Raw genomic sequence first — 20000 nt, 5'->3', positions numbered from 1 at the left:
CACTGGAGGACCGAACCCACATCCGTTGAAAAGGATCGGGATGAGCTGTGCCTAGGGGTGAAAGGCCAATCAAACTCGGAGATAGCTGGTTCTCTGCGAAATCTATTTAGGTAGAGCGTCATCCGAATACCCCGGGGGGTAGAGCACTGGATGGGTAATGGGGCCCCACAGGCTTACTGATCCTAACCAAACTCCGAATACCCGGGAGTACTAGATGGCAGACACACGGCGGATGCTAACGTCCGTCGTGGAGAGGGAAACAACCCTGACCTCCGGCTAAGGCCCCCAATTCATGGCTAAGTGGGAAAGCAGGTGAGACGTCCAAAACAACCAGGAGGTTGGCTTAGAAGCAGCCATCCTTTAAAGATAGCGTAACAGCTCACTGGTCTAATCAAGATGTCTTGCGGCGAAGATGTAACGGGGCTCAAGCCATGAGCCGAAGCCGAGGATGCACATAGTGCATGGTAGCAGAGCGTAGTGTGACATAGTCTCATTCCTCCTTAGCATCTCCGGATGCATTGGAGGAGAGAGGCTTTCGATGAAGCCGGGGCGTGAGCCATCCGGTGGAGAGATCACTAGCGAGAATGATGACATGAGTAGCGACAAAGAGTGTGAGAGACACTCTCGCCGAAAGTCCAAGGGTTCCTGCTTAAAGCTAATCTGAGCAGGGTAAGCCGGCCCCTAAGCCGAGGCCGAAAGGCGTAGGCGATGGGAACCACGTTAATATTCGTGGGCCAGGAGGATGTGACGGATCATGAAGGTTGTTCGCCCTTATCGGATTGGGCGGGCCGCTGATTGGTCCCTGGAAATAGCCCTCCATCAGACCGTACCCTAAACCGACACAGGTGGACTGGTAGAGAATACCAAGGCGCTTGAGAGAACGATGTTGAAGGAACTCGGCAAAATACCTCCGTAAGTTCGCGAGAAGGAGGCCCGGGTTCAAGGCAACTTGGATCCGGGGGCACAAACCAGGGGGTGGCGACTGTTTATTAAAAACACAGGGCTCTGCGAAGCCGCAAGGCGACGTATAGGGTCTGACGCCTGCCCGGTGCCTGAAGGTTAAAAGGAGGGGTGAGAGCTCCGAATTGAAGCCCAGGTAAACGGCGGCCGTAACTATAACGGTCCTAAGGTAGCGAAATTCCTTGTCGGGTAAGTTCCGACCTGCACGAATGGCGTAACGACTTCCCCGCTGTCTCCAACATCGACTCAGCGAAATTGAATTGCCTGTCAAGATGCAGGCTTCCCGCGGTTAGACGGAAAGACCCCGTGCACCTTTACTACAGCTTCGCACTGGCATCAGGATTGTGATGTGCAGGATAGGTGGTAGGCATCGAAGCAGGAACGCAAGTTCCTGTGGAGCCTCCCTTGAGATACCACCCTTCGCACTCTTGATGTCTAACCGCGGTCCGTTATCCGGATCCGGGACCCTGCGTGGCGGGTAGTTTGACTGGGGCGGTCGCCTCCTAAAGAGTAACGGAGGCGCGCGAAGGTTGGCTCAGAGCGGTCGGAAATCGCTCGTTGAGTGCAATGGCAGAAGCCAGCCTGACTGCAAGACTGACAAGTCGAGCAGAGACGAAAGTCGGCCATAGTGATCCGGTGGTCCCGCGTGGAAGGGCCATCGCTCAACGGATAAAAGGTACGCCGGGGATAACAGGCTGATACTGCCCAAGAGTCCATATCGACGGCAGTGTTTGGCACCTCGATGTCGGCTCATCTCATCCTGGGGCTGGAGCAGGTCCCAAGGGTACGGCTGTTCGCCGTTTAAAGAGGTACGTGAGCTGGGTTTAGAACGTCGTGAGACAGTTCGGTCCCTATCTGCCGTGGGTGTAGGATACTTGAGAGGAGTTGCCCCTAGTACGAGAGGACCGGGGTGAACGATCCACTGGTGGACCAGTTGTTATGCCAATAGCAGTGCTGGGTAGCTATGATCGGACAGGATAACCGCTGAAGGCATCTAAGCGGGAAGCCCCCCTCAAAACAAGGTATCCCTGAGGGCCGTGGAAGACCACCACGCCGATAGGCCGGAGGTGTAAGCGCAGCAATGCGTTCAGCTGACCGGTACTAATCGCCCGATAGGCTTGATTTGATCCAGTAACAGACAGTGTTACCAAATCAAAAAGCAAACACATCCCTAACTGACATCCTCGGTTTGGTGGCTACAGCACAAGTGAAACACCCGGTCCCATCCCGAACCCGGAAGTTAAGCACTGTCGCGCCGATGGTACTTGGGCTCAAGCCCTGGGAGAGTAGGTCACCGCCAAACCTAGTAAAATCCAACAAAACCTCTCTTAAACGATGCAACAAAAAACCTGCCGCGGGATGGAGCAGCCAGGTAGCTCGTCAGGCTCATAACCTGAAGGTCGCAGGTTCAAATCCTGCTCCCGCAACCACTTTTACCGAACACTCAAGCGTGTTCTCGTAAAGCCCTTCTCTGGAAGGGCTTTTTGCGTCTTGGGCCAGACCGATCATCGCTGCCAGCGCGCCTTCGAGAGCCACCGTGACCTGGCCGTTCTCATGGCTCACCACCACGCGTTCGATGAGCCCGCGCACGGTCTCAAGAGCCTCTGTGCGGATCTCGGGGTCTGCTAGGGTGGCAGCCAGTTCAGCAACCTTCTTGCGGTAAAGTTCCGAGAGATTGGGATTGAACCGAACCTGCGCCGGGGCAGGAGCTGTGAGCTCGGTATCGATTTCTGAGATGCGCGCCTCCAGTTCTTCCAGCCGGACCTGAAGACCGGATGTGCGGAGGCCTTCGGCAATCGCATCGTAAAGCCCGTCAAGCTTGCGGCTGGTGGTGGCGCGTTCGGCCTTGAGCCGCGCGCGGGCCGCTTCCTGGCTGTCAGCTTCGGTGTTGGCGGCCTTTGTGAATGCCTTGACGAAGGCGGCGACGGCATCGGGCTGCATCAGCCTGGCGCGCAACAAGTTCAGCACGGCATCTTCCAAAATTGGGCGCCGCACGGATTCTTTGTGATTGCAGGTTCCGAGCTTACGGGCGGCGGAGCAGGCAAGGTAGTCCCGGCCCGCAGCCGCCAGCGGCCCTCCACAGCTACCGCAGAATGCAAGCCCGGTCAGGAGATGCAGCTTACGCCGCTTCTCCCAGAAGCGGGTTGCTTTCATGGCCTGTACCCGGGGCTCGGCCTCAATTTTCCCCTGGCGCGCTTTCACGGCCTCCCAGAGGCTGTCATCGACGATGCGCAGCTCCGGCACCACTGTGGTAATCCAGTCAGACGGATCATTGAGGCGCGAGACACGCTTGCCGGTTCGCGGATCTTTCACGTAGCGAAGCCGGTTCCAGACGAGGCGGCCGATATAGAGTTCATTGTTCAGGAGCCCGGTGCCGCGCGCGCGGTGTCCGCGTATTGCCGTATCCCGCCAGAGTTTGCCGCGGGGGCCGGGAATGGCCTCGTTGTTCAAGCGCCGGGCAATGGCCTTGGGAGAGTGCCCGGCAGCGAAGTCAGCGAAGACGCGCCGGATGATGGCAGCCTCGGCTTCATTGATGCGCCGCTCACCGGTCACCGGCAGCCCGTCGGCGCCAAGGCGGCGGATCACGTCGTAGCCATAGCTGTTACCACCGCCAGAGTGCCCGGCTTCGACGCGCCCGCGCAGACCGCGGCGTGTTTTGTCAGCCAAATCTTTCAGGAAGAGCTGATTCATGGTGCCCTTGAGGCCCACGTGCAGTTCGCCGATCTCTCCCTCGGCCAAGGTGACGATGCGCACTCCGGTGAAGGAGAGGCGTTTGTAGATCGCCGCAATGTCGGCCTGATCACGGCTGAGCCGGTCCAGGGCTTCCGACAGCACCACATCGAACTGGCCGTCCTGCGCGGCTTGGAACAGCGCTTGTAGGCCGGGCCGCAACATGGAAGCGCCGGAGATGGCGCGGTCGGAGAAGTTGTCGGCGACACGCCAGCCTTCGGACGTGGCGCGTTCCCGGCAGAGCCGCAACTGGTCTTCAATCGACGCCTCGCGCTGCATTTGGCTGGAAAAACGGGTGTAAATGGCAGCTCGGGTCATTGGCGATTCTCCTTCAGCCGGGCAATCAGGGAGGCATAGTCGCGTCCTGCCTCGATAGTCTGTGCATGGATGTAGTGCCGTTCGGCTGTTCTGAACCCCTTGTGCCCAAGGACTCCGCGAATGAGGCGCGCACTTTCGGGAGAGCTTCTTGCCAAGGTCGTGGCTGCGGCATCGCGAAAGAAATGCGGCGGCACCCGTATGCCGGTCATGCGCTGCGTTTGCCTGGCGATGCGAGGCCTGATGCTGCCATAGCGCAAGGCGTTCCCGTGGCGGCTTAGCCAGAGGCTGGGGATGTTGCTCGGGCTCCGCGCGGCGAGAATGGGGCGAGCGCTGTCCAGATAGGCGCGCAGCGCCGCGGAGGCCTGCGGCGGCACATCCGCTTCCCAGGGTTGGCCGGTTTTGCTTAATTCATCCGGAATGGAAACCAGGATGAGATCCTGACCGACAATGACCGAGCTGCCGAGTTCCAGGCCTGCAAGCGCGCGCAGGCGCATAGGCATCAGGGCAAGCAGCGCAATCATGGCCCCGTCGCGCAGGTCCGTTGCCGCGAAGAGCGAATGGTCCAGCCGGGGCACCGAAGTCTTGACCAATTCGAGCCCTGCTTCCAGCAGGACGGCGCTTGAGAGAATACGGCCGTGCTTGCGGGACTGCAAACCGCGCCCCGCGTGGTACTTGAGGCGCTTGCGCAGCTTGGTTTCCTGGGACCAATCGCGACCCGGGGCCGCGGCCATGACCACCCGGAGCACACCGTCCACTAGCATCAGGCGCGTCATGTCTGCCAGACGGTCCAACGAGCTCAGCCACTGAACCAACCGTGTGCGGGTCACCCGTTCGACCGGGGTGCAGGCAAGCGTAGACGGCTCGGTTGAGGCAAGCCACTTCAGCCACTGCCCGTATCGAAGCGAAAGCGTGTGGCGCGATGTCTTGCGCAGATGGATGAGAGGGCCTTGGCCGTCGAGGGGACCGCCGTCGGCAAAAAGAGCAGCCCACATGGTCTGGTCTGCGGCAGGCCACTGCGGGATCGGCAGGATGAGGCTCATTCAGCGCCTCGCTTCAGTCCAGCAACCAGGTCGGCAAACGCACGGGTTGCAGATTTGGCTTCTAACCCAGAGTACATGTTGATGGTGTGACTGAGCTCCGAGTGACCAAGCAGGCGGCGGGCGACTTCGTATCCGCCGGGGTTGGCGTCGAGCCAGTTCATCACGGCGAAGTGGCGAAACAGGTGGGCATTGACTGTGAGCCCGGTTTCCTTGCGTACCCGCCGCGCAATGCGCCCAGACAGCACTGAAGCCTCGACTGGGTCTTCGCCCGACCGCTGCGGAAAAAGGTAGGGAGTGCCAGCTGGGCACATGTAAGGAACTCTGGATGCAAGGTGGGCATCGAGAAGGCGCACAAGGTCTGGCGGGAACTCGAATTCGATCGGGCGGCCGGTTTTTGTGTCATCCTCAGAGAGGATAAGAAAGACACGGCCGTCACCGGGGCGTTGAACATGGCGATCAAATTCCAGACCGGCGAGGTTCTTCACCCGGATGGGGCACACCAGCAGTATGGCGATGGCCAGCGCGTCCTCACGGGCAAGGGCAGTAAGATACGGCTCCCTCTTGCCTGCGGGCCGCTCAAAGACCTGCTCGGGCAGTTGCAGAAGGCGCAGCCTGTGCTTTGGAACCTGCAGCAGACGGAGGCGTTCCCGGTTCTTTGGGGTCATGCCATTCTGCGGGTGGGCAGCCACCTTGGAGGCAAGCATCGTCAATTGTTCGCGCGTTTCCTGAGAAGCGTCGAGGATCTTGGCAAGGTTGCGCAGCAGCGCTGCCACCTCACTGATGCTGCGGGATGTCTTGTTCCCGTTTCTGGCAAGCATCTGCCTCAGGCCGCGTTCGGCAATCGCGGGATCGAGCAGGAAGGCAACACTGGTAATCTCCGAGGCGTCCAGGCCCGAGTGCACCAGCTCGGAGGCAAAGTGCATGATTTGGCGGCGGTACTGCTTCAGGGTTGCGGGACGCAGAGCGCGGCTCCGGCTGCTTTCTGACAGCGGATCTGCATTGCCCAGGCTGGCAATAAGTACATCGGCATCATCCTTGAACGCGACCGGGAACGCTTCCTCCGAGATGCGGATTTTCTTTTGGCGGTTGGGCAGCGCAATGGGATTTTCAGGCCAGCCCGGAACCCGGCGAATGGCGAGGTTCCACCCATTGACCGCCGCCCTGTAGCTCCTTTCTGGGTTCTTGCTGATCTCGTTGTGTTCGAGGGCATCGCGATAGGCTAGAGCGTGCTGTTCTCTCACTGCTCCAGGGTCAACCTGAATGCGGTTCAGAAAATGAACAAAGCGGACAAGTGCGGTCTGCAGGGTCTTGTCGTCCATTGCACGGACCTTTTCCCACAGCAGTTGCCAGGGGGCTCTCAGGTCGCCTATGCGGCGATGGCGCCGCTCGAGGATGCCGTGTTCCGCCATCGCCACCCGGGCATTGCTCACCGCGTTTTGCCAGGTCTTTGGCTGGATACCGATCAGTGCAGGGCTGACCTTGGAAAGCCGGGGTTGAAGCCACCGGCCGTCGCAGGGAATGTCACTGGGCGGCAGCCCGAGCGCATGTGCGACGCGTTTGAGCCCCGAGATCATATCGCGCTGGCGGGTGGGGAACAGCGAGCCCTGTGCGGAGATGCTGTCGATCAGATCCTGGAAGCTGAGTGTGCCTGCCGGAACGAACGCATGATCGAGAGAAATCGCCGTCTGCTGTGTCATCGGGATGGCCTCACACTGGTCAAAGTTGGTCTCGGGTGGACAGCTGGGGACAGGCCGCCCGATTCGGGAGAACTCTAGCACAGATAGTTAGAAACTTACGGGCTAGGTGTCTTCCCGATAGGTGGTTAAGTTATTGACTTAACAGGACATTTGAGATCTCTGTGCCTGCCAGGAGCAGCGGCGGCGGTAGGCAGTGTGGGCCTCCGGATGAATGCGGATCAGGCGGCCGCCGGGGCCAACCCGGATCACCTCCAGAAGGCCCGCGGAGATCGCGCGGCGCACGGTTTTTTCGGACACACTGTCTTCTACTGCGACCTCTTTGACGGTCCTCAGGCGGGCGTTTGGATCATTCGCAATTTTTGATTTCGCGGGCATTGGGATCGGCCTCCTCTTGGCAGCAACCGGCAGCATGCACGTCCTTCGCAGCCGTATCGCCCAGCAGGCGGGCGAGGGAGAGAGCAGCATTGGTGATCTTGTGCAGGTCAGATGCAACTTGCTGTCGTTTGGAGGAAGCACGTGTCATGGGCTGACCATGACCGTGCAGCTATGACCACGCTAAGTGTATTGATTGCCGAATTCTGGAGGAGCCCAGAATTCTTCCTCTTCGCGGGCGAGCGCATCACGAAAACGGTCAATGTCCTTGCGGATCGTTTCGCCACTTAGCCCGTGGCTCGGGACGGTGATCATCCCGACTACAGTTTGGATGAACTCGATCAGGATGCCCTGCCGCTGGCCACCTCTTCGGCCATCTGAGAATGTCGTGTAGGTCAGCGGATGCCCGGCGTCTTTCCAAGCGTAGCAACAAGTCTCTACGATGTACTGGCGCCGCTTGTCGTGTGCCCGGCGTTTATCGCGCGGAGACATATCTGCCGCTGCGCCGGGCGTTCTGCGAAGGCGCTCAAGGGCTGCATGGATGTCCGGCGTGATTGCCTCTGAGTTTTCCAAGGCGGATACGGCTTGCGGCAGCAAGGTTGCGTCCTCAGGGCTAACCGCAAAATATGGAGATAGCTTTTTAAGATCCGCCAATAGATCTTGCTGCGTGCAAGCCCCGTTCTTGGACTGACGGACCAGCTTTCCGAGCACCTTCCTTCCCCTCTCAATGGCTTGGGTCCTGTTGATCTCGAGCAAATTGATAGCGACGTCGCCGTCACTATCGAGGCAATACCCCAGTTCAATCGATAAGCGCTCTGCAAGTTCTTTGGGTAGAGAAAACTTGTTAGCTAAATGGGCCTTCATGTCTGGCTTAAGCACGCCGTCCTCACCGGAGCTGCCAAGCCGCCAAGCTGTAGAGCATTTCACGCCGTCCATATGCAGGTAGATCGAATAATCCTCTGCCTCGTACGCTTCTACTTCATTGGCTTGTCTAGAGGCTTTGGTTTCTTCCTGCATCGCTACCCTCACGTTGGCCAAAGCGCCGTGGTTGCTCTCTTCCCCTGGAACCCATCCAAAAGGATAACTTCAGGACATTTTCAGGAACGATGAGATGCGAGGCGACTCAATTCCCAAAACCGTTACACATTCGAATGGGAACGGAAAGGGAACAATTGGGCCGATGAAGATATTGGCAATCACGCTGGCCCGAACCGCCTGCGCTATGTGAGGGCTACGGCGCTTCGGGCCAGCTCTCGTTCTGCTTCTGGCAGGAGTGGGGGGCAGGTCACAAGGATGAGTGCGGCCTGACCGCGTTGTAATCGTAGCGCCAGAGGGCCAACTTGCGCCGTGCGTCGTCCAGGCTGTCAAATATCTCCTCGTTCAGAAGTTCGTCCCTGAGGCTGCCGTTGAAGCTTTCGATGAAGGCGTTCTGCTGCGGTTTGCCGGAATCGATGTAGTGCCACGGCACGGTGTTCTTGTCGGCCCATTTTAGGATCGCCCGACTGGTGAACTCGGTCCCATTGTCACTGACAATGCAACCGGGATTGCCGTAGACCCGGATCAGGGCACTGAGTTTCCGAGCAACCCGTGCGCCGGACAGACTGGTGTCCGCAACGAGGCACAGGCATTCGCGGGTGCAATCGTCGATCACGGCGAGGACCCGGGACTTGCGCGAGGCGCCGAAGCTGTCGGACACGAAGTCGAGCAACCAGCGCGCGTTGACGCCCGCGGCCGACGGCATCGGTGTTCTGGTGGCACGCGCTCGCTTGCGACCGCGCCGCCTTTTCACGGACATCCTTGTAAAAGTTTGCTGTACTTGGTTGCGCCGATCAATTTACCGTTACACCTGCTGGGCACGCGCTCCTCAGATACAAACGGTGCAACCGGATCGAGATCATATTCAGGAGGCCCAAGCAATGTCGGCGATCTTGATGCCTGACCTAATCATGCTGGCTTTCGTCCGGCATTTCAGCGAACCCGTATCCTGAGAGGCACTCCGCCAGCTTTCGCCCAAATTCCTCGTCCAGGTTTTCAAGGATTTCGTCCACAAGTGCGTCATCAATTTGGGGAAGCAGTTGGACACCGCTTCCATTGCTAGGAGCGGGTATCAACAACTCCATGTTACCACCGTGGATATGACAAGATATGCGATGCCAATGTTCCTCAGAAATTGGTGCGATATTATCAAACCGAACTTCATTTCTGCTATCTAACCGTTTTGACATATTAGGTACCCTTCACTCTTCCCCGGCGAATATCGCTCAGTCAAAGTCTTCTTTTCCGAAGCGATACACAAGAATGACCACTGTCGCCTGAGTAAACAGAACGACTGAAGTCGACAACGCTCGGTCAGTTTGGGCTTGCCTGGCAAATCCTCAATTTAACCTGGAAGCACAGATCTGTGCATCCAGATACCGATAATTGTGAAACCAATTACCGGCCTCCTGGTAGATGGCGAATTTTTGGCCAGAAACAATGTATCTCCAAGGCCAATCGCTCTTCGTAGTGATTAAGGTATAGAGATTTCAACTCGTCAGAGTTCGCAAGCGTACTTCTTACTTCGGCCAACGAAACCGAGCTATCTTCGGGCGACTTTCCAGACTCTTCAATGATGCCAACTGTAGCTATAGCAAGCAATTGCCTGTGGGGGGCAGATCTCTCTTCTTGCTTTAGCTTCAGGAACAGGTGTGCCGCCAATATGTCTAATGCTGAGTGGAATAGCGTTTTCATGTTGAGCCCATCGAAGGGAGAAGCACTAAGGCAAATGACGTTGTTCGCCAATAGTTCGAGCATCACTGCATCCGAAGTGTTTAGAAGGCTCAGGGTTTCGTCTAACGAGAATGACCTCGTTGATGGCTGGAATCGCGGTTCAGTCAGGAAATTCATGTTGATGACCCATTTCGACACTATTCCAATTCAGTAAAAGTGTTGGATACTTTTAGTTAATTGCTCGTTAACTGACCGCTGTTTTAACCCAAAACTTACGGCGTTGATCGGGGGGGTGCGGAGCCAGGCCGTGTTGACAAAAGGGATACACATCGGGTTCCGGGTATGATTCAAGCTGGCACCTACGAAGGAGACCAGCTTGGCACGAGATTCGATGTTGGACGAGAAATGGGAGTTGTTTGAGCGGTTCATCCTGACAGCACATGTAGTCAAGGGGCGTAAGCCCACCAATCACCGCCTTGTTCTCGATGGAATTTTCTGGATCGCCTGCATCTGAGCCCCTTGGCGTGATCTGCCCGAGGAGTTCGGCAAGCGGTCAAGTGTCTACAGCCAGTTCCGGTGCTGGCCCCTAGCCGGGCTCCGGGAACAGATCATGGGCGTTTTGAACGAATGCGGCACCGTTCCTGACGTGCTTCAAATGATCCCTCTCGGCGGCAAAGCCGCCTGCCGGGCACCGGACAACACCGTGGTTCGCACGCACCATCAGGCAGCGGGCGCAAAAGGGGAACTCCGCAGAAGGGTTTCGGCCGTTCAAAAGGTGGCTTCACGACCAAGATCCAACTCCTCGTTATTGACACCGGGCTGCCCATGAGAACCGAAATCACGCTAGGGCAATTGTCCGGTTATCTGGGCTTTAAGCTGGTCATGGCCGAAGACCTGCCCGAGCCAAAGGTTTTGCAGGTCGACCGCGGCTATGATGCTGACGGCATTCGCAAGTCTATGGATGACCGTGGCATTCGTCCCGTGATGCCCCTTTCGGCGGCGAAGCCGCCTGCCGGGCAATGTATGCGCCGGCCCCGCAAAAAAAACGCGTCGGTTTGTATCGCCCTCTTTATCGGCTTAGATAAGCTGGTCGGACGATACTTCAACAAGCTCAAGAAAGCCCGAAGGGTTGCAACCCGCTACGACAAGTCAGCCGGGAGTTTCCTGGGCTTCATCGACATTGCGTCAATCCGCCTCTGGCTGAGCCATTCGTCACATGACTCAGTTTGCCTTTTCATGATCCGGTCATTGCGCAAAATAGAACAAGTTTCACGTATAAATTTTAATTAGCATGCTCGAAAAAAACGAAGCGAAACTTGCCCATTATAATTTTGACAGCTCTTACAATCAGTTGCACGATGAGAACAAATCGTGAATATCTGGGGCGAGTTGCAAAAATGGTTACCTATGTCGTGCAGGACGAAACTGACTTTAATACCAATGGAGAAGTCTCCGAAGACCACTTCGGCGTAAATCTCGTCACAATCTATGATGAGGAATATGGAGAGGCATCCTCGAACCTATCATCACTTGTGGAAGAAATGGGAATCACAAATCTTCGCTATCCAGGTGGTGCTGCAACTGAATACTACTTCGACATGGCAGACCCCAATGCTGATGTTTCTAATGCTGCTCCTGAGCAAACATTGCTTCCAATGGATCAAATGTTTGAGCAGGCCGGAATGTCCGGGCTATCAGTTTCGGTTGTTGTTCCAACCAGAACTGCGTTTGAGCGGAACGCATCTGAAGCAATGCTGCAAGGTGACTACGGAAACAGAAGAGATATCAGCTCGGAGTACTTGGAGAATCTTTCTTTCTTCCTAAAAGAGCTAGTTTCTGAAGCAATGGAAAACGGCGTTAGAATTTCCGCCATTGAGTTGGGAAACGAGTTTTGGGGATCTGGCGAGATGACCGCTTCCGAGTACGGTTATCTAGTATCGCACCTGCTTCCCTTCATTGAAGAATTTTTCATTCAAATAAACATGGCGGCACCAGACTTAATCGTACAGAGCACTTCTTCTGCCTCTGCCGTCTATTCTCCAAGAGAGGACACAGTAGTCTACATTGATCCAGAAATGGACATGCATGGCATTTACTCCCGAGGTTACATTGATGAAAATTTCGGCGGGGTTGTTCCTGAAGGTTGGATCGCAGCCAGAGTTGAAGGGCAAGGAAGTGCCTATTCGCAGGTTTCAGAAATTGTATCACAGATCAATAATGTTCCCGGCTCTGCAGATCTCGTGGACGGAGTTTTGCACCATTACTACGTCAGCACGGGTCTTTCTTCAGTCGATGAAGCGAATAGCTTTATGTTCTCCCAGTACGCTCGTTTCGAGGAATTATTGCAAAGATCAACTACTCTTGCGCCTCTATCGTTCCATGTGACGGAGTGGAACTCTAACTTTTATGGTGAGAATGCTCGGGGCATGGAGCATGCATTCATGATCGTGGAAATGTTCTATGAGCAGATCACACATGGAATTGATGTTTCGCAGATTTGGCCCCTCACTTTTGATACAACACAAAGCATTACCCTCACAGATGTCGCTCAGGAAAATCTGACAATTGCAGGCGAGACATTTTCGCTGATGAGGGAAACTCTCGTAGGTATGTCTCCTGTGCTGGACTGGTCGGTGGACGGTGAAATAGATGCCCACGGGTTCTCCAGTGGCGAAGACTTTGTATTTGTCGTTTCTGAAAGAAGCGGTGAAGAGCACGAATCCACTACGCTCGACTTTTCGGAAATTGTAGGAGACGATTACTACTTTATTCGGACGACAATGTTGACAGACGGCGGGCAAGGCGGTGCCGACCATCGGGCAACACCAGTGTTAAGTTACGGGAGCAGCCAAACAACTTTTGACGGAACGGTTGAAATTGATCAAGAACCCTGGGCACTTACCTTTGTCGAATTCACCAGAATTGGTAGTGGAAATGATGTTGTTGAAGGAAGCAATATTCAAGACAACATTAGGGGGCTGGCTGGAAACGACATTATCAGAGGTAACGCAGCCACAGACCGGATCTATGGAGATAGTGGAAACGATACAATTTTTGGGGGTATAGGGAGAGACTACCTTTACGGTGGCCAGGATAGCGATCTGCTTTTCGGAGATGCCGGTCGTGACAGAATAGTCGGAGGCGGCGGTGCCGACACAATCTTTGGGGGAACGTGGCACGACACCATCATTGGCTCATCCGGTAACGACAGCCTGCTTGGTGAAGGCGGTTGCGACGAGCTCTATGGACGCAGGGGGAGAGACACGCTCTGTGGCGGAGATTGGGATGATACAATATCTGGGGGCGGAGGGAACGACGCTGTCTATGGCGAAGTAGGTCGCGACCTGATTTCAGGTGGCCGGGGGCATGATTTTCTCTCGGGGGGAGACGGTGGCGACACAATCGTAGGCGGCCGGGGGAGTGACACGATTTTGGGTGGCGATGGCCATGACAGGCTGCTCGACGGTGCAGGTTCGGACAGTTTGACCGGAGGAGAAGGCGCGGACCATTTCGTTTTCGTTAGGGACGGCCGCGAAGACTGTTTGACCGACTTTGAAGCTGGGCTGGACTTGCTGGACCTGAGATTGTGGGGAGCTGAAAGTTTTGAGGGTCTTCAGCTTACACAAGCGGACTTTAACGGGACGCCGACCACTTTGCTGGTCTTTGATCAAGAAAGACTGGTGCTCAACAACGTCACAATTGAGGAACTCCAGTCAGCAATCGACGGCGGTACACTTATTATTTAGCGGCGAGTGAAGCAGTCACTGAACACCGGATATGAACCGCCGCGGCTTGCCCGGAGAGCAAAGCTCTCAAAGGATAGCTTTCTATGGACCGGAAGAAGAACACGACAAGTCTGCACCCGGACGAGTTCCGCAAGCGCGCAGGGAATAATCACACGGTGGCCATAATCATTCGTCAAGACGATTGAGCCGATCAGGTTCTCAACGGCATTGGAGCCGATCTGGACACGGCCGTCACAAAAGAAAGGCTGCAGCCCACCCCATTACCGCACGACAACACCCGGAAACCACGTTTGATTAATTTTGGGCATTCTGCACTTGCATCCGCTGCGATGGCATAGGTCCGGTTTGTCGAAGGTTTTTCGATGCGGGTCGCGGCGCATCGGTGGCGTTCGTGTGCAACCCGGCCCGCGTTAAATAACCTGACAAGGAGGAAGCCGTGTGAGGCTGGGCGGCGTCTAGTGGCGAATGCGGTGAAAGCCGTCGGACAGGACGTGCAGCAGGAACCGGCGGATGAATTCGCCGGTCTTGAGCCGCATCACCTTCATCCGGTCGCCGCGCTTGATCCGGTAATCCTTCCATCGGAACGCCACAGTATCGGCATCGGCGCTGACAAGGCGATGGTTCGAGATCGCCACGCGGTGGGTGTACCGGCTGAGATAGGCAAGGACAGCCTCAGGCCCGCCGAAGGGCGGTTTGGCGTAGACGACCCATTCGGTCTTGCGGAGCGGGCGAGGCAGGCGGCGAAGGCTGCGGGGTCGGCCAGTCCTTCCAGATCACCGAAGAACTGAAGCTGCCCGGCTTTGTGCAGCGCCGACAGCCCTTCCAGGAAGAGGCCGGAACAGCAGGGCCAGGACGCGCACGGGCAGAAGGAAGCCAGGGCGGCAGGCGATCCATCGTGTAGCGTCAGGTGACAGGCCGCCGCCGGGCACGATCATGTGGACATGCGGGTGGTGGGTCAGTGCCGAACCCCAGGTATGAAGTACAGAGGTCATGCCCACACGGGCGCCAAGATGCCGGGGAATGGCGGCGATGGTCGCCACGGTCTCGGCTGACGCTCGGAACAACAGGCCGTAGACCGACTTCTTGTTCCAGTAGGCTTTCGTTACACACTTCTCCAGCCCACCTATTGAAAGTAGGTGTTGTACAAGTTTAGCAGTCAATAGAAATTCGGCCCTTATAGAGATTCGTGGATATCAAAATTGAATAATGGGCGCCCCTTGGGAAGGACGCCCATTGATATCTTGATCATGAGAGATTTTTGAAGGAACGGTACTTAACTCTACCTTTGCGAGCAATAAGTTAAGAAACCCTTTACCCTCCATTAAGCGTTCAGAAAATTTTCAATGGACCTTTCAAGTTCAAACCTCACAGCCAACACATGACGGTCGCTGCGCGGACGATTGCTGAAAGGGTGACTTCCGGGCATCTGCCGTATTAGGGCGCAACACATCGTCAGTCCTTGAGCCTGCCGACCAAGATCTCGATGCGAATACGTTGCTGGTAGCGGCTTCATGCCCCCCTTTAACTTGGTCGATCAGGCGCCTGCGCCTTCAATTGTTTGCGCCCGCTCTGCTCGTTCCCTAGCGGGTCTTCAATCAGTCAAGCCGTTTCTGAGGCACTTCTCTTCACGTTTTTAGCGCCAGCCCGCCATCACCAGAGCCCTTGCCTCAAAAATAAATCGTTAATAGCTGCAATCACCGCCCCCTTTCTTTATGGTTTGTTAATAAACAAGTTTAAACCATGGGCTGTGGAGCGCCTGGCTACCTCAAGGTCGCGGTCTGCAACATTGTTATCGAGTGCCGTTCTACAGTGAAGGGGCCTAAGCATTAAAGCCGCCCTAGGACGTGTGAGATCAGATATGAAGCTTATCGGTCGGCCCTTTGAAACGGCGGTCTTCAGGTGAAAACCTCTAATTCAAGATAACAAGCGCGGCCTCTCAAGAAGCCTGAGGAAGAACGATTAGGTATCTGGAGAATGAGATGTGTGACCCTCCGATTTCAAGGGCCTAAGCCTTCGGCAATTGGTGGATTTGGAGGCGCGAAGTAAAAGTACCTAACTCCAAGACATTACCCAGAAAGGGAAATGTAATGTATGTTCTTATCGTAAAGAGTGATTTGTCGGCTCAGTGGTTGATCGCGAAGCTCCTTAGCAGCGAAGGCTTTGCTGTCAGTCGAGCGTCCACAGGGCGATCTACCGTGTCCCCAGCTGGGCTATTACTTGAAGAAAGTCTTTGGGAGTACGTTCGCACTGGAAAACCATGCCGCCGGAAAGAAAGAGAGGACCTTCTGCGGGACTACTTTTTCAATGACACCGATGCCGTGCAGGAAGACGTCATAGACGTACAAGCCCTTATTTTGCGTCAAAAACTGGTTGAAGCCGCCTTGCGAAGAACACAGTTCTAACTGATCTTTTCTGGATTGAGCAGATGATGCCGATTTGCAAAGTTTGCCACGCGGCGGCTTTGTTGCACAAATCCCGTGTGGGATTCATCTCATGAATCCGGCGTGGTAGCTGGGATGCATGAGCAGACCTACACCCCTGACCTACAAGACCAGGAACTGGCCAGCCTACAATGAAGCGCTCAAGCGCCGCGGCTCGCTGACGATCTGGTTTGACCCCGAGATGAGCTGGGATGCCGCGCCGACAGGCAGGCGTGGCCGTCAGCAGACCTACAGCGATGCCGCCATCCAGACATGCCTTTCGATGAAGGTGCTGTTCGGCATGGCGCTTCGGCAGACGACAGGTTTCGTCGAAAGCCTGCTGCGGCTGGTCGGCCTGGACTGGGCGGTGCCAGACTTCAGCACCCTGTCCCGCCGCCAGAAGACCCTGGCCGTCAACATCCCCTACCGTGGCGCGAAGGGCCCGCTGCACCTGTTAATCGATAGCACCGGGATCAAGGTGGAGGGCGAAGGCGAGTGGCACGCCCGCAAGCATGGTGGTCCCAAGCGGCGCGTCTGGCGCAAGATCCACTTGGGGATTGATGAGGAAACTCTGGAGGTTCGGGCCGTAGAGATCACAGGGAACCATATCGGCGATGCGCCGGTGTTACCCGACCTGCTCAACCAGATCCCGGCGTACGAGCAGATCAGCAGTGTCACTGCCGACGGTGCCTACGACACCCGCAAATGCCACGATGCAATCGCTGACCGCGGCGCCCACGCTGTCATCCCGCCCCGCAAGAATGCCAAACCGTGGAAGACCGTCACCGTCGGCGCGGTCGCACGAAACGAAGCATTGCGGGCATCGAAATACCTCGGTCGTGCCCTCTGGCGACGATGGAGCGGATACCACCGCCGAAGCCGCGTCGAAACGAAGATGCACTGTGTGAAACTGCTGGGGCAGCGCCTCATGGTACGGGACTTCGACCGACAGGTCGCGGAGCTTCAGGTCCGTATCGCCGTTCTGAACGGCTACACCGCGCTCGGCATCCCTGTCACAGAGCCCGTGGGATAAGTCTGTCCAGGGAAAAGGGAACCCCGGCCATCAGCCAATTTGTGCAACAGAGCCAGTTGGTGGGAAGCCATCACAATCCGCAACCTGGTGGACGGGATGGTCTAATGCACGAGGTGCTTCGGGAAATAGAGCAGGTTCAGCGTCAGCTCAGCGATATCGAGTCCAGATAGGAGCAAGGCATGAGAGCGTCACTATTGGCTGCGGCACTGGTCGCTGTTCCGAATATAGCCATTTCTGGGCAGGAGGATGTCTACACTCTTTACCGTTCATCGCTTGTCGATCCGAAACTTCGGGTCCATGTCGCAACGTTTGATACCTCTGGCGGCCGGGACTACAACGCTGAGAATTGCTTGTTGGCAGCCCGTCTTTTCGTGAGGCAACCGGGCGCCAAGACGGTGTTTTGGTGTGAGCCTGGAAGGTTTCGAGAAACTAAGTAAGGAGCAGGTGCATTGGCGTACGAAAAGCGCGACCTAACAAAGTTAACAGACGAAGACCTGGCCGAACCGAATTCGTGGCCTGAGAGTTGGGATCAGCTCAGGGTCCAGCATGAGTGGCGCCGTAGAGAGCTGGCCGTCCAGCGCGAGGTTGCTGGTCTACAAAAGTCTGCCGCTCGCTCCACTAGATACGCAGCTTTTGCTGCTGCCTTCGCCGCTATGATCGCAGCCGGCTCATTGGTTCTCGACTATTTCCAGGATCCACTTGGGGTGCCGAAGCATTCTGCGAAGTCCAACTAAGGAGAAATCTCAGGTGAACGGAAATGATTCCGAAGAGGTATGGAACGCGCTGAGTTCTATAAGGGATCGTGTTAACAACCTGCAAGCAGACCTTGTTGCTACAAGGTTGGTTCTGCATGGGGTCAGAAACCAGCTTGAGCGCCAAGGAATTATTGATCAGGCTTCTTTTGACTTGCTGTTAGTGAAGGTCGCTGACGAATTCGTCGCGACAATGCCGGAAGGCCTCTCAAGCGATATCAAGAATGCGGTTGCTCGGCAGCTGAACGGCGAACTGCCGAGCGCAGATGTCGTTCCGCTCAATGCCTTCCGCCCGGACTGTGGCGATTAGTCCAGCAAAGGAGCGAGGTTAGCGACTTTTCGAGCGGCCCGAAGGGTAAACACTATACCAGTTACTCAACACGGGCCGCTCTTCCCGCCCACACGGTATGCGTGTAAATTTACTTTGGCATGAATTAGTTGATGAAGTGTAACTCTTTGATAGACGTCTAGAGAAGGAGGGTAGGTGCTTGAAACGCAACAAGAGGACGGGGAAGTTCGCCATACTCGGAGATGCGATAGTGCTTTTGGCGGGTCTTGGCGTACTGCTGTTGTTGCTGAGAAGCGCTTACTATTTTGCCCTGCCACTTTTCCAATAGGGGAGATCAGCCGTGAAGATTATTTTCGTCTCCGTGCTGGCCATTGTCGTCTTTCTGGGGTGGCAAACTTACCGTGAGTGCGCAACTGGTGAGAGCCGCGCAGAAGTGGCCTTTTGCTCCCTTGTTTTGGGTGCGCTTGGTTTGACCAACTAGCAACTGAGGGGCGAGGCAATGGATGCTAAGGACCGACAACAGTTCAGTGCGGTGTGTGAAAGCCTGGCTGTAGCCTTCCGGCGTCTCGCAGAGGCTGGAGGATACGATCTTCCGTTTCGCCCACTGGATGTCGCTGTGCGCGCTGATGGTGCCGCGGCAGAACTCCGTCAGGGTCCAAAATCGGTAAAATCCGAATGGGAGCAGCGGACGCTCGATAGTGGGGAGCGCCCGCTGAGTTTGCGGCGTTTAAGTTAAGGTGGAGAAACCTGCAGGTATCCTACCTCATTTATGTGGGGCTTTTGTTAACAAAACGTTAAGCCTTCAGCAGGGTCCAGCAAAGGAGTGAGCCTTGAAAGGCACCGGATACCACGACATTTCAGTTGAGGAGATGTCCCTAATCGGCCGTGTTATTACGTCATTTTCAGCGTTTGAGCACGAACTTCTTCGCGCGATAGTCGCAATGAACGGCGCTTATGAGTGCCCTGAGACTGCACCGGGCGATTTTGCGGATAAGTTCCTGAGGGTGGTCCAAGGCGGGTTTGGGGCTCGCGTGAAAGCCTTCGTGACTGAGTATAAAATGGTTAAGGGTGAAGATGATTTCATCAAGGAGTTTGGGAAAGATATGCAGCAAGCAGTTGCGCTGCGCGACCAGTTTGCTCATGGGGTATGGGATAAAGCGGAATCCGGCGAGCTACTGTGCATTTTCTTCAGCCGGGCTGCCATCAAGAATGGATATGTTTCCACTGATATGAAATTCACTGTTGAAGATCTGAAGGGGCTTGTTGAACTGAATATCGCGAACTCAGTCAAGATAATGAACATGTTCGGAACGACTTAAGACCGTATCCAGCAAGGGAGCAAGTCGCAACGTGCAGACGTTTCAAACTGGGCTATCATAAATGGACTATGCTTCCATTGGGAGATTGGTGGTAAATTTTGCAATATTAGAGAGGGAATTAAGTGTCTTCGCTCTATCTCTGAGCTACTCCCCGATCGTTGGACAGGATCTGGCTTAATTTAAGCTACTCTCTGCCGCTGCTGACCAGGTTGGGTTTCGTCTTTTCTCAGCCAATAGACCATGGCAGGAGGCTTGCCGCCAAGGGCGGAATGTGGGCGTTTTCGATTATACAACTGAACGCCAGAACACCCACGTTACCGACCGGCGCGAGGTTCTTTATCCATGGCATCCTTGGTTCGGCAGATTGGTCTATGTCCATTCTGTGATCGACAAGCCCGGCGATGCTGTGTTTCGGTGCAATCTCACCGGCCGCCGGTCGGACCGGCTGCTGGAAGTTCCCATATGGATGTTTGACCGGGCAGCATGTGCTTCCTGCCGCCGTTCTGGTTCTGCGCATGTAGGCCTAGAGGCTCTCAGGGCTCTCGCGGGGCTGGTTTCCGATGCCGCTTGTATTCCGCTCAATAAATCCGGCTCCCGATCACGCGATGACGCAGC

At 55.8% G+C, this 20000-nt stretch carries 13 protein-coding genes, 1 tRNA gene, 2 rRNA genes and 4 pseudogenes (1 of these 20 running past the window's edge); 11 read left to right on the top strand and 9 right to left on the bottom strand.

What is annotated here, in order from left to right:
• From GKC28_RS12595 to GKC28_RS12585, 3 genes are all read left to right on the top strand, one after another.
• A 23S ribosomal RNA gene (locus GKC28_RS12595) occupies positions 1-2086 on the top strand; it begins 743 nt to the left of the window's first position.
• A gap of 62 nt (positions 2087-2148) precedes the next feature.
• A 5S ribosomal RNA gene (gene rrf, locus GKC28_RS12590) occupies positions 2149-2263 on the top strand.
• 50 nt (positions 2264-2313) lie between these two features.
• Positions 2314-2390 (top strand) — tRNA-Met (locus tag GKC28_RS12585).
• Here GKC28_RS12585 and GKC28_RS12580 read toward each other — a convergent pair.
• From GKC28_RS12580 to GKC28_RS12550, 7 genes and pseudogenes are all read right to left on the bottom strand, one after another.
• Positions 2347-3969 carry a recombinase family protein gene (locus tag GKC28_RS12580; RefSeq protein ID WP_254604227.1) on the bottom strand — a complete coding sequence of 541 codons (1623 nt, stop codon included), beginning with the start codon at positions 3967-3969 and terminating at the stop codon, positions 2347-2349. The genes GKC28_RS12585 and GKC28_RS12580 overlap by 44 nt on opposite strands.
• A 35-nt stretch (positions 3970-4004) precedes the next feature.
• Positions 4005-5048: a site-specific integrase gene (locus tag GKC28_RS12575; RefSeq protein ID WP_174147258.1), complete on the bottom strand. Its 1044-nt coding sequence runs from the start codon at positions 5046-5048 to the stop codon at positions 4005-4007.
• Complete coding sequence (locus GKC28_RS12570; protein WP_174147257.1) at positions 5045-6745, bottom strand: site-specific integrase; 1701 nt, start codon at positions 6743-6745, stop codon at positions 5045-5047. The genes GKC28_RS12575 and GKC28_RS12570 overlap by 4 nt, the downstream gene beginning before the upstream one ends.
• A gap of 138 nt (positions 6746-6883) precedes the next feature.
• Positions 6884-7042 carry a hypothetical protein gene (locus tag GKC28_RS12565; RefSeq protein ID WP_254604223.1) on the bottom strand — a complete coding sequence of 53 codons (159 nt, stop codon included), beginning with the start codon at positions 7040-7042 and terminating at the stop codon, positions 6884-6886.
• Between the two features lie 49 nt (positions 7043-7091).
• Complete coding sequence (locus GKC28_RS12560; RefSeq protein ID WP_174147255.1) at positions 7092-7268, bottom strand: hypothetical protein; 177 nt, start codon at positions 7266-7268, stop codon at positions 7092-7094.
• 32 nt (positions 7269-7300) lie between these two features.
• Complete coding sequence (locus tag GKC28_RS12555) at positions 7301-8134, bottom strand: hypothetical protein (RefSeq protein WP_174147254.1); 834 nt, start codon at positions 8132-8134, stop codon at positions 7301-7303.
• A gap of 271 nt (positions 8135-8405) precedes the next feature.
• Positions 8406-8912, bottom strand: a pseudogene (locus GKC28_RS12550) (integrase core domain-containing protein); the annotation flags it as partial.
• A 1305-nt stretch (positions 8913-10217) separates the two neighbouring features.
• Here GKC28_RS12550 and GKC28_RS12540 point away from each other — a divergent pair.
• A pseudogene (locus GKC28_RS12540) lies at positions 10218-11041 on the top strand (IS5 family transposase); the annotation flags it as partial.
• Between the two features lie 182 nt (positions 11042-11223).
• Positions 11224-13572 carry a calcium-binding protein gene (locus tag GKC28_RS12535; protein ID WP_174147252.1) on the top strand — a complete coding sequence of 783 codons (2349 nt, stop codon included), beginning with the start codon at positions 11224-11226 and terminating at the stop codon, positions 13570-13572.
• A 455-nt stretch (positions 13573-14027) separates the two neighbouring features.
• Here GKC28_RS12535 and GKC28_RS12530 read toward each other — a convergent pair.
• Positions 14028-14507: pseudogene (locus GKC28_RS12530) on the bottom strand (transposase).
• A 430-nt stretch (positions 14508-14937) separates the two neighbouring features.
• Positions 14938-15078, bottom strand: a pseudogene (locus tag GKC28_RS26725) (IS5/IS1182 family transposase); the annotation flags it as partial.
• Positions 15079-15659: 581 nt separating this feature from the next.
• Between GKC28_RS26725 and GKC28_RS12525 the strand changes: the two are divergent.
• The 6 genes from GKC28_RS12525 to GKC28_RS26180 all read left to right on the top strand — a co-directional run.
• Positions 15660-15974, top strand: a complete 315-nt coding sequence (locus GKC28_RS12525) for a hypothetical protein (RefSeq protein ID WP_174147251.1) — start codon at positions 15660-15662, stop codon at positions 15972-15974.
• 118 nt (positions 15975-16092) lie between these two features.
• Complete coding sequence (locus GKC28_RS12520) at positions 16093-17025, top strand: IS5 family transposase (protein ID WP_174147250.1); 933 nt, start codon at positions 16093-16095, stop codon at positions 17023-17025.
• 747 nt (positions 17026-17772) lie between these two features.
• Positions 17773-18087 carry a hypothetical protein gene (locus tag GKC28_RS12515; RefSeq protein ID WP_174147249.1) on the top strand — a complete coding sequence of 105 codons (315 nt, stop codon included), beginning with the start codon at positions 17773-17775 and terminating at the stop codon, positions 18085-18087.
• 319 nt (positions 18088-18406) lie between these two features.
• Positions 18407-18547 (top strand): hypothetical protein, encoded by a 141-nt coding sequence (locus GKC28_RS12510; protein ID WP_174147248.1) that lies wholly within the window; start codon positions 18407-18409, stop codon positions 18545-18547.
• A gap of 349 nt (positions 18548-18896) precedes the next feature.
• A complete protein-coding gene (locus tag GKC28_RS12505) occupies positions 18897-19385 on the top strand; it encodes a hypothetical protein (protein ID WP_174147247.1) in 489 nt (162 codons plus the stop codon).
• 271 nt (positions 19386-19656) lie between these two features.
• A partial coding sequence (locus tag GKC28_RS26180; protein WP_217434070.1) for a hypothetical protein occupies positions 19657-20000 on the top strand: 344 nt, incomplete at its 3' end.

This window comes from Leisingera sp. ANG59 (genome assembly GCF_013317235.1).
Lineage (GTDB): Bacteria > Pseudomonadota > Alphaproteobacteria > Rhodobacterales > Rhodobacteraceae > Leisingera.
Note: the sequence above shows the minus strand (reverse complement) of the source record. Positions and strands in the feature narration are given on the sequence as shown.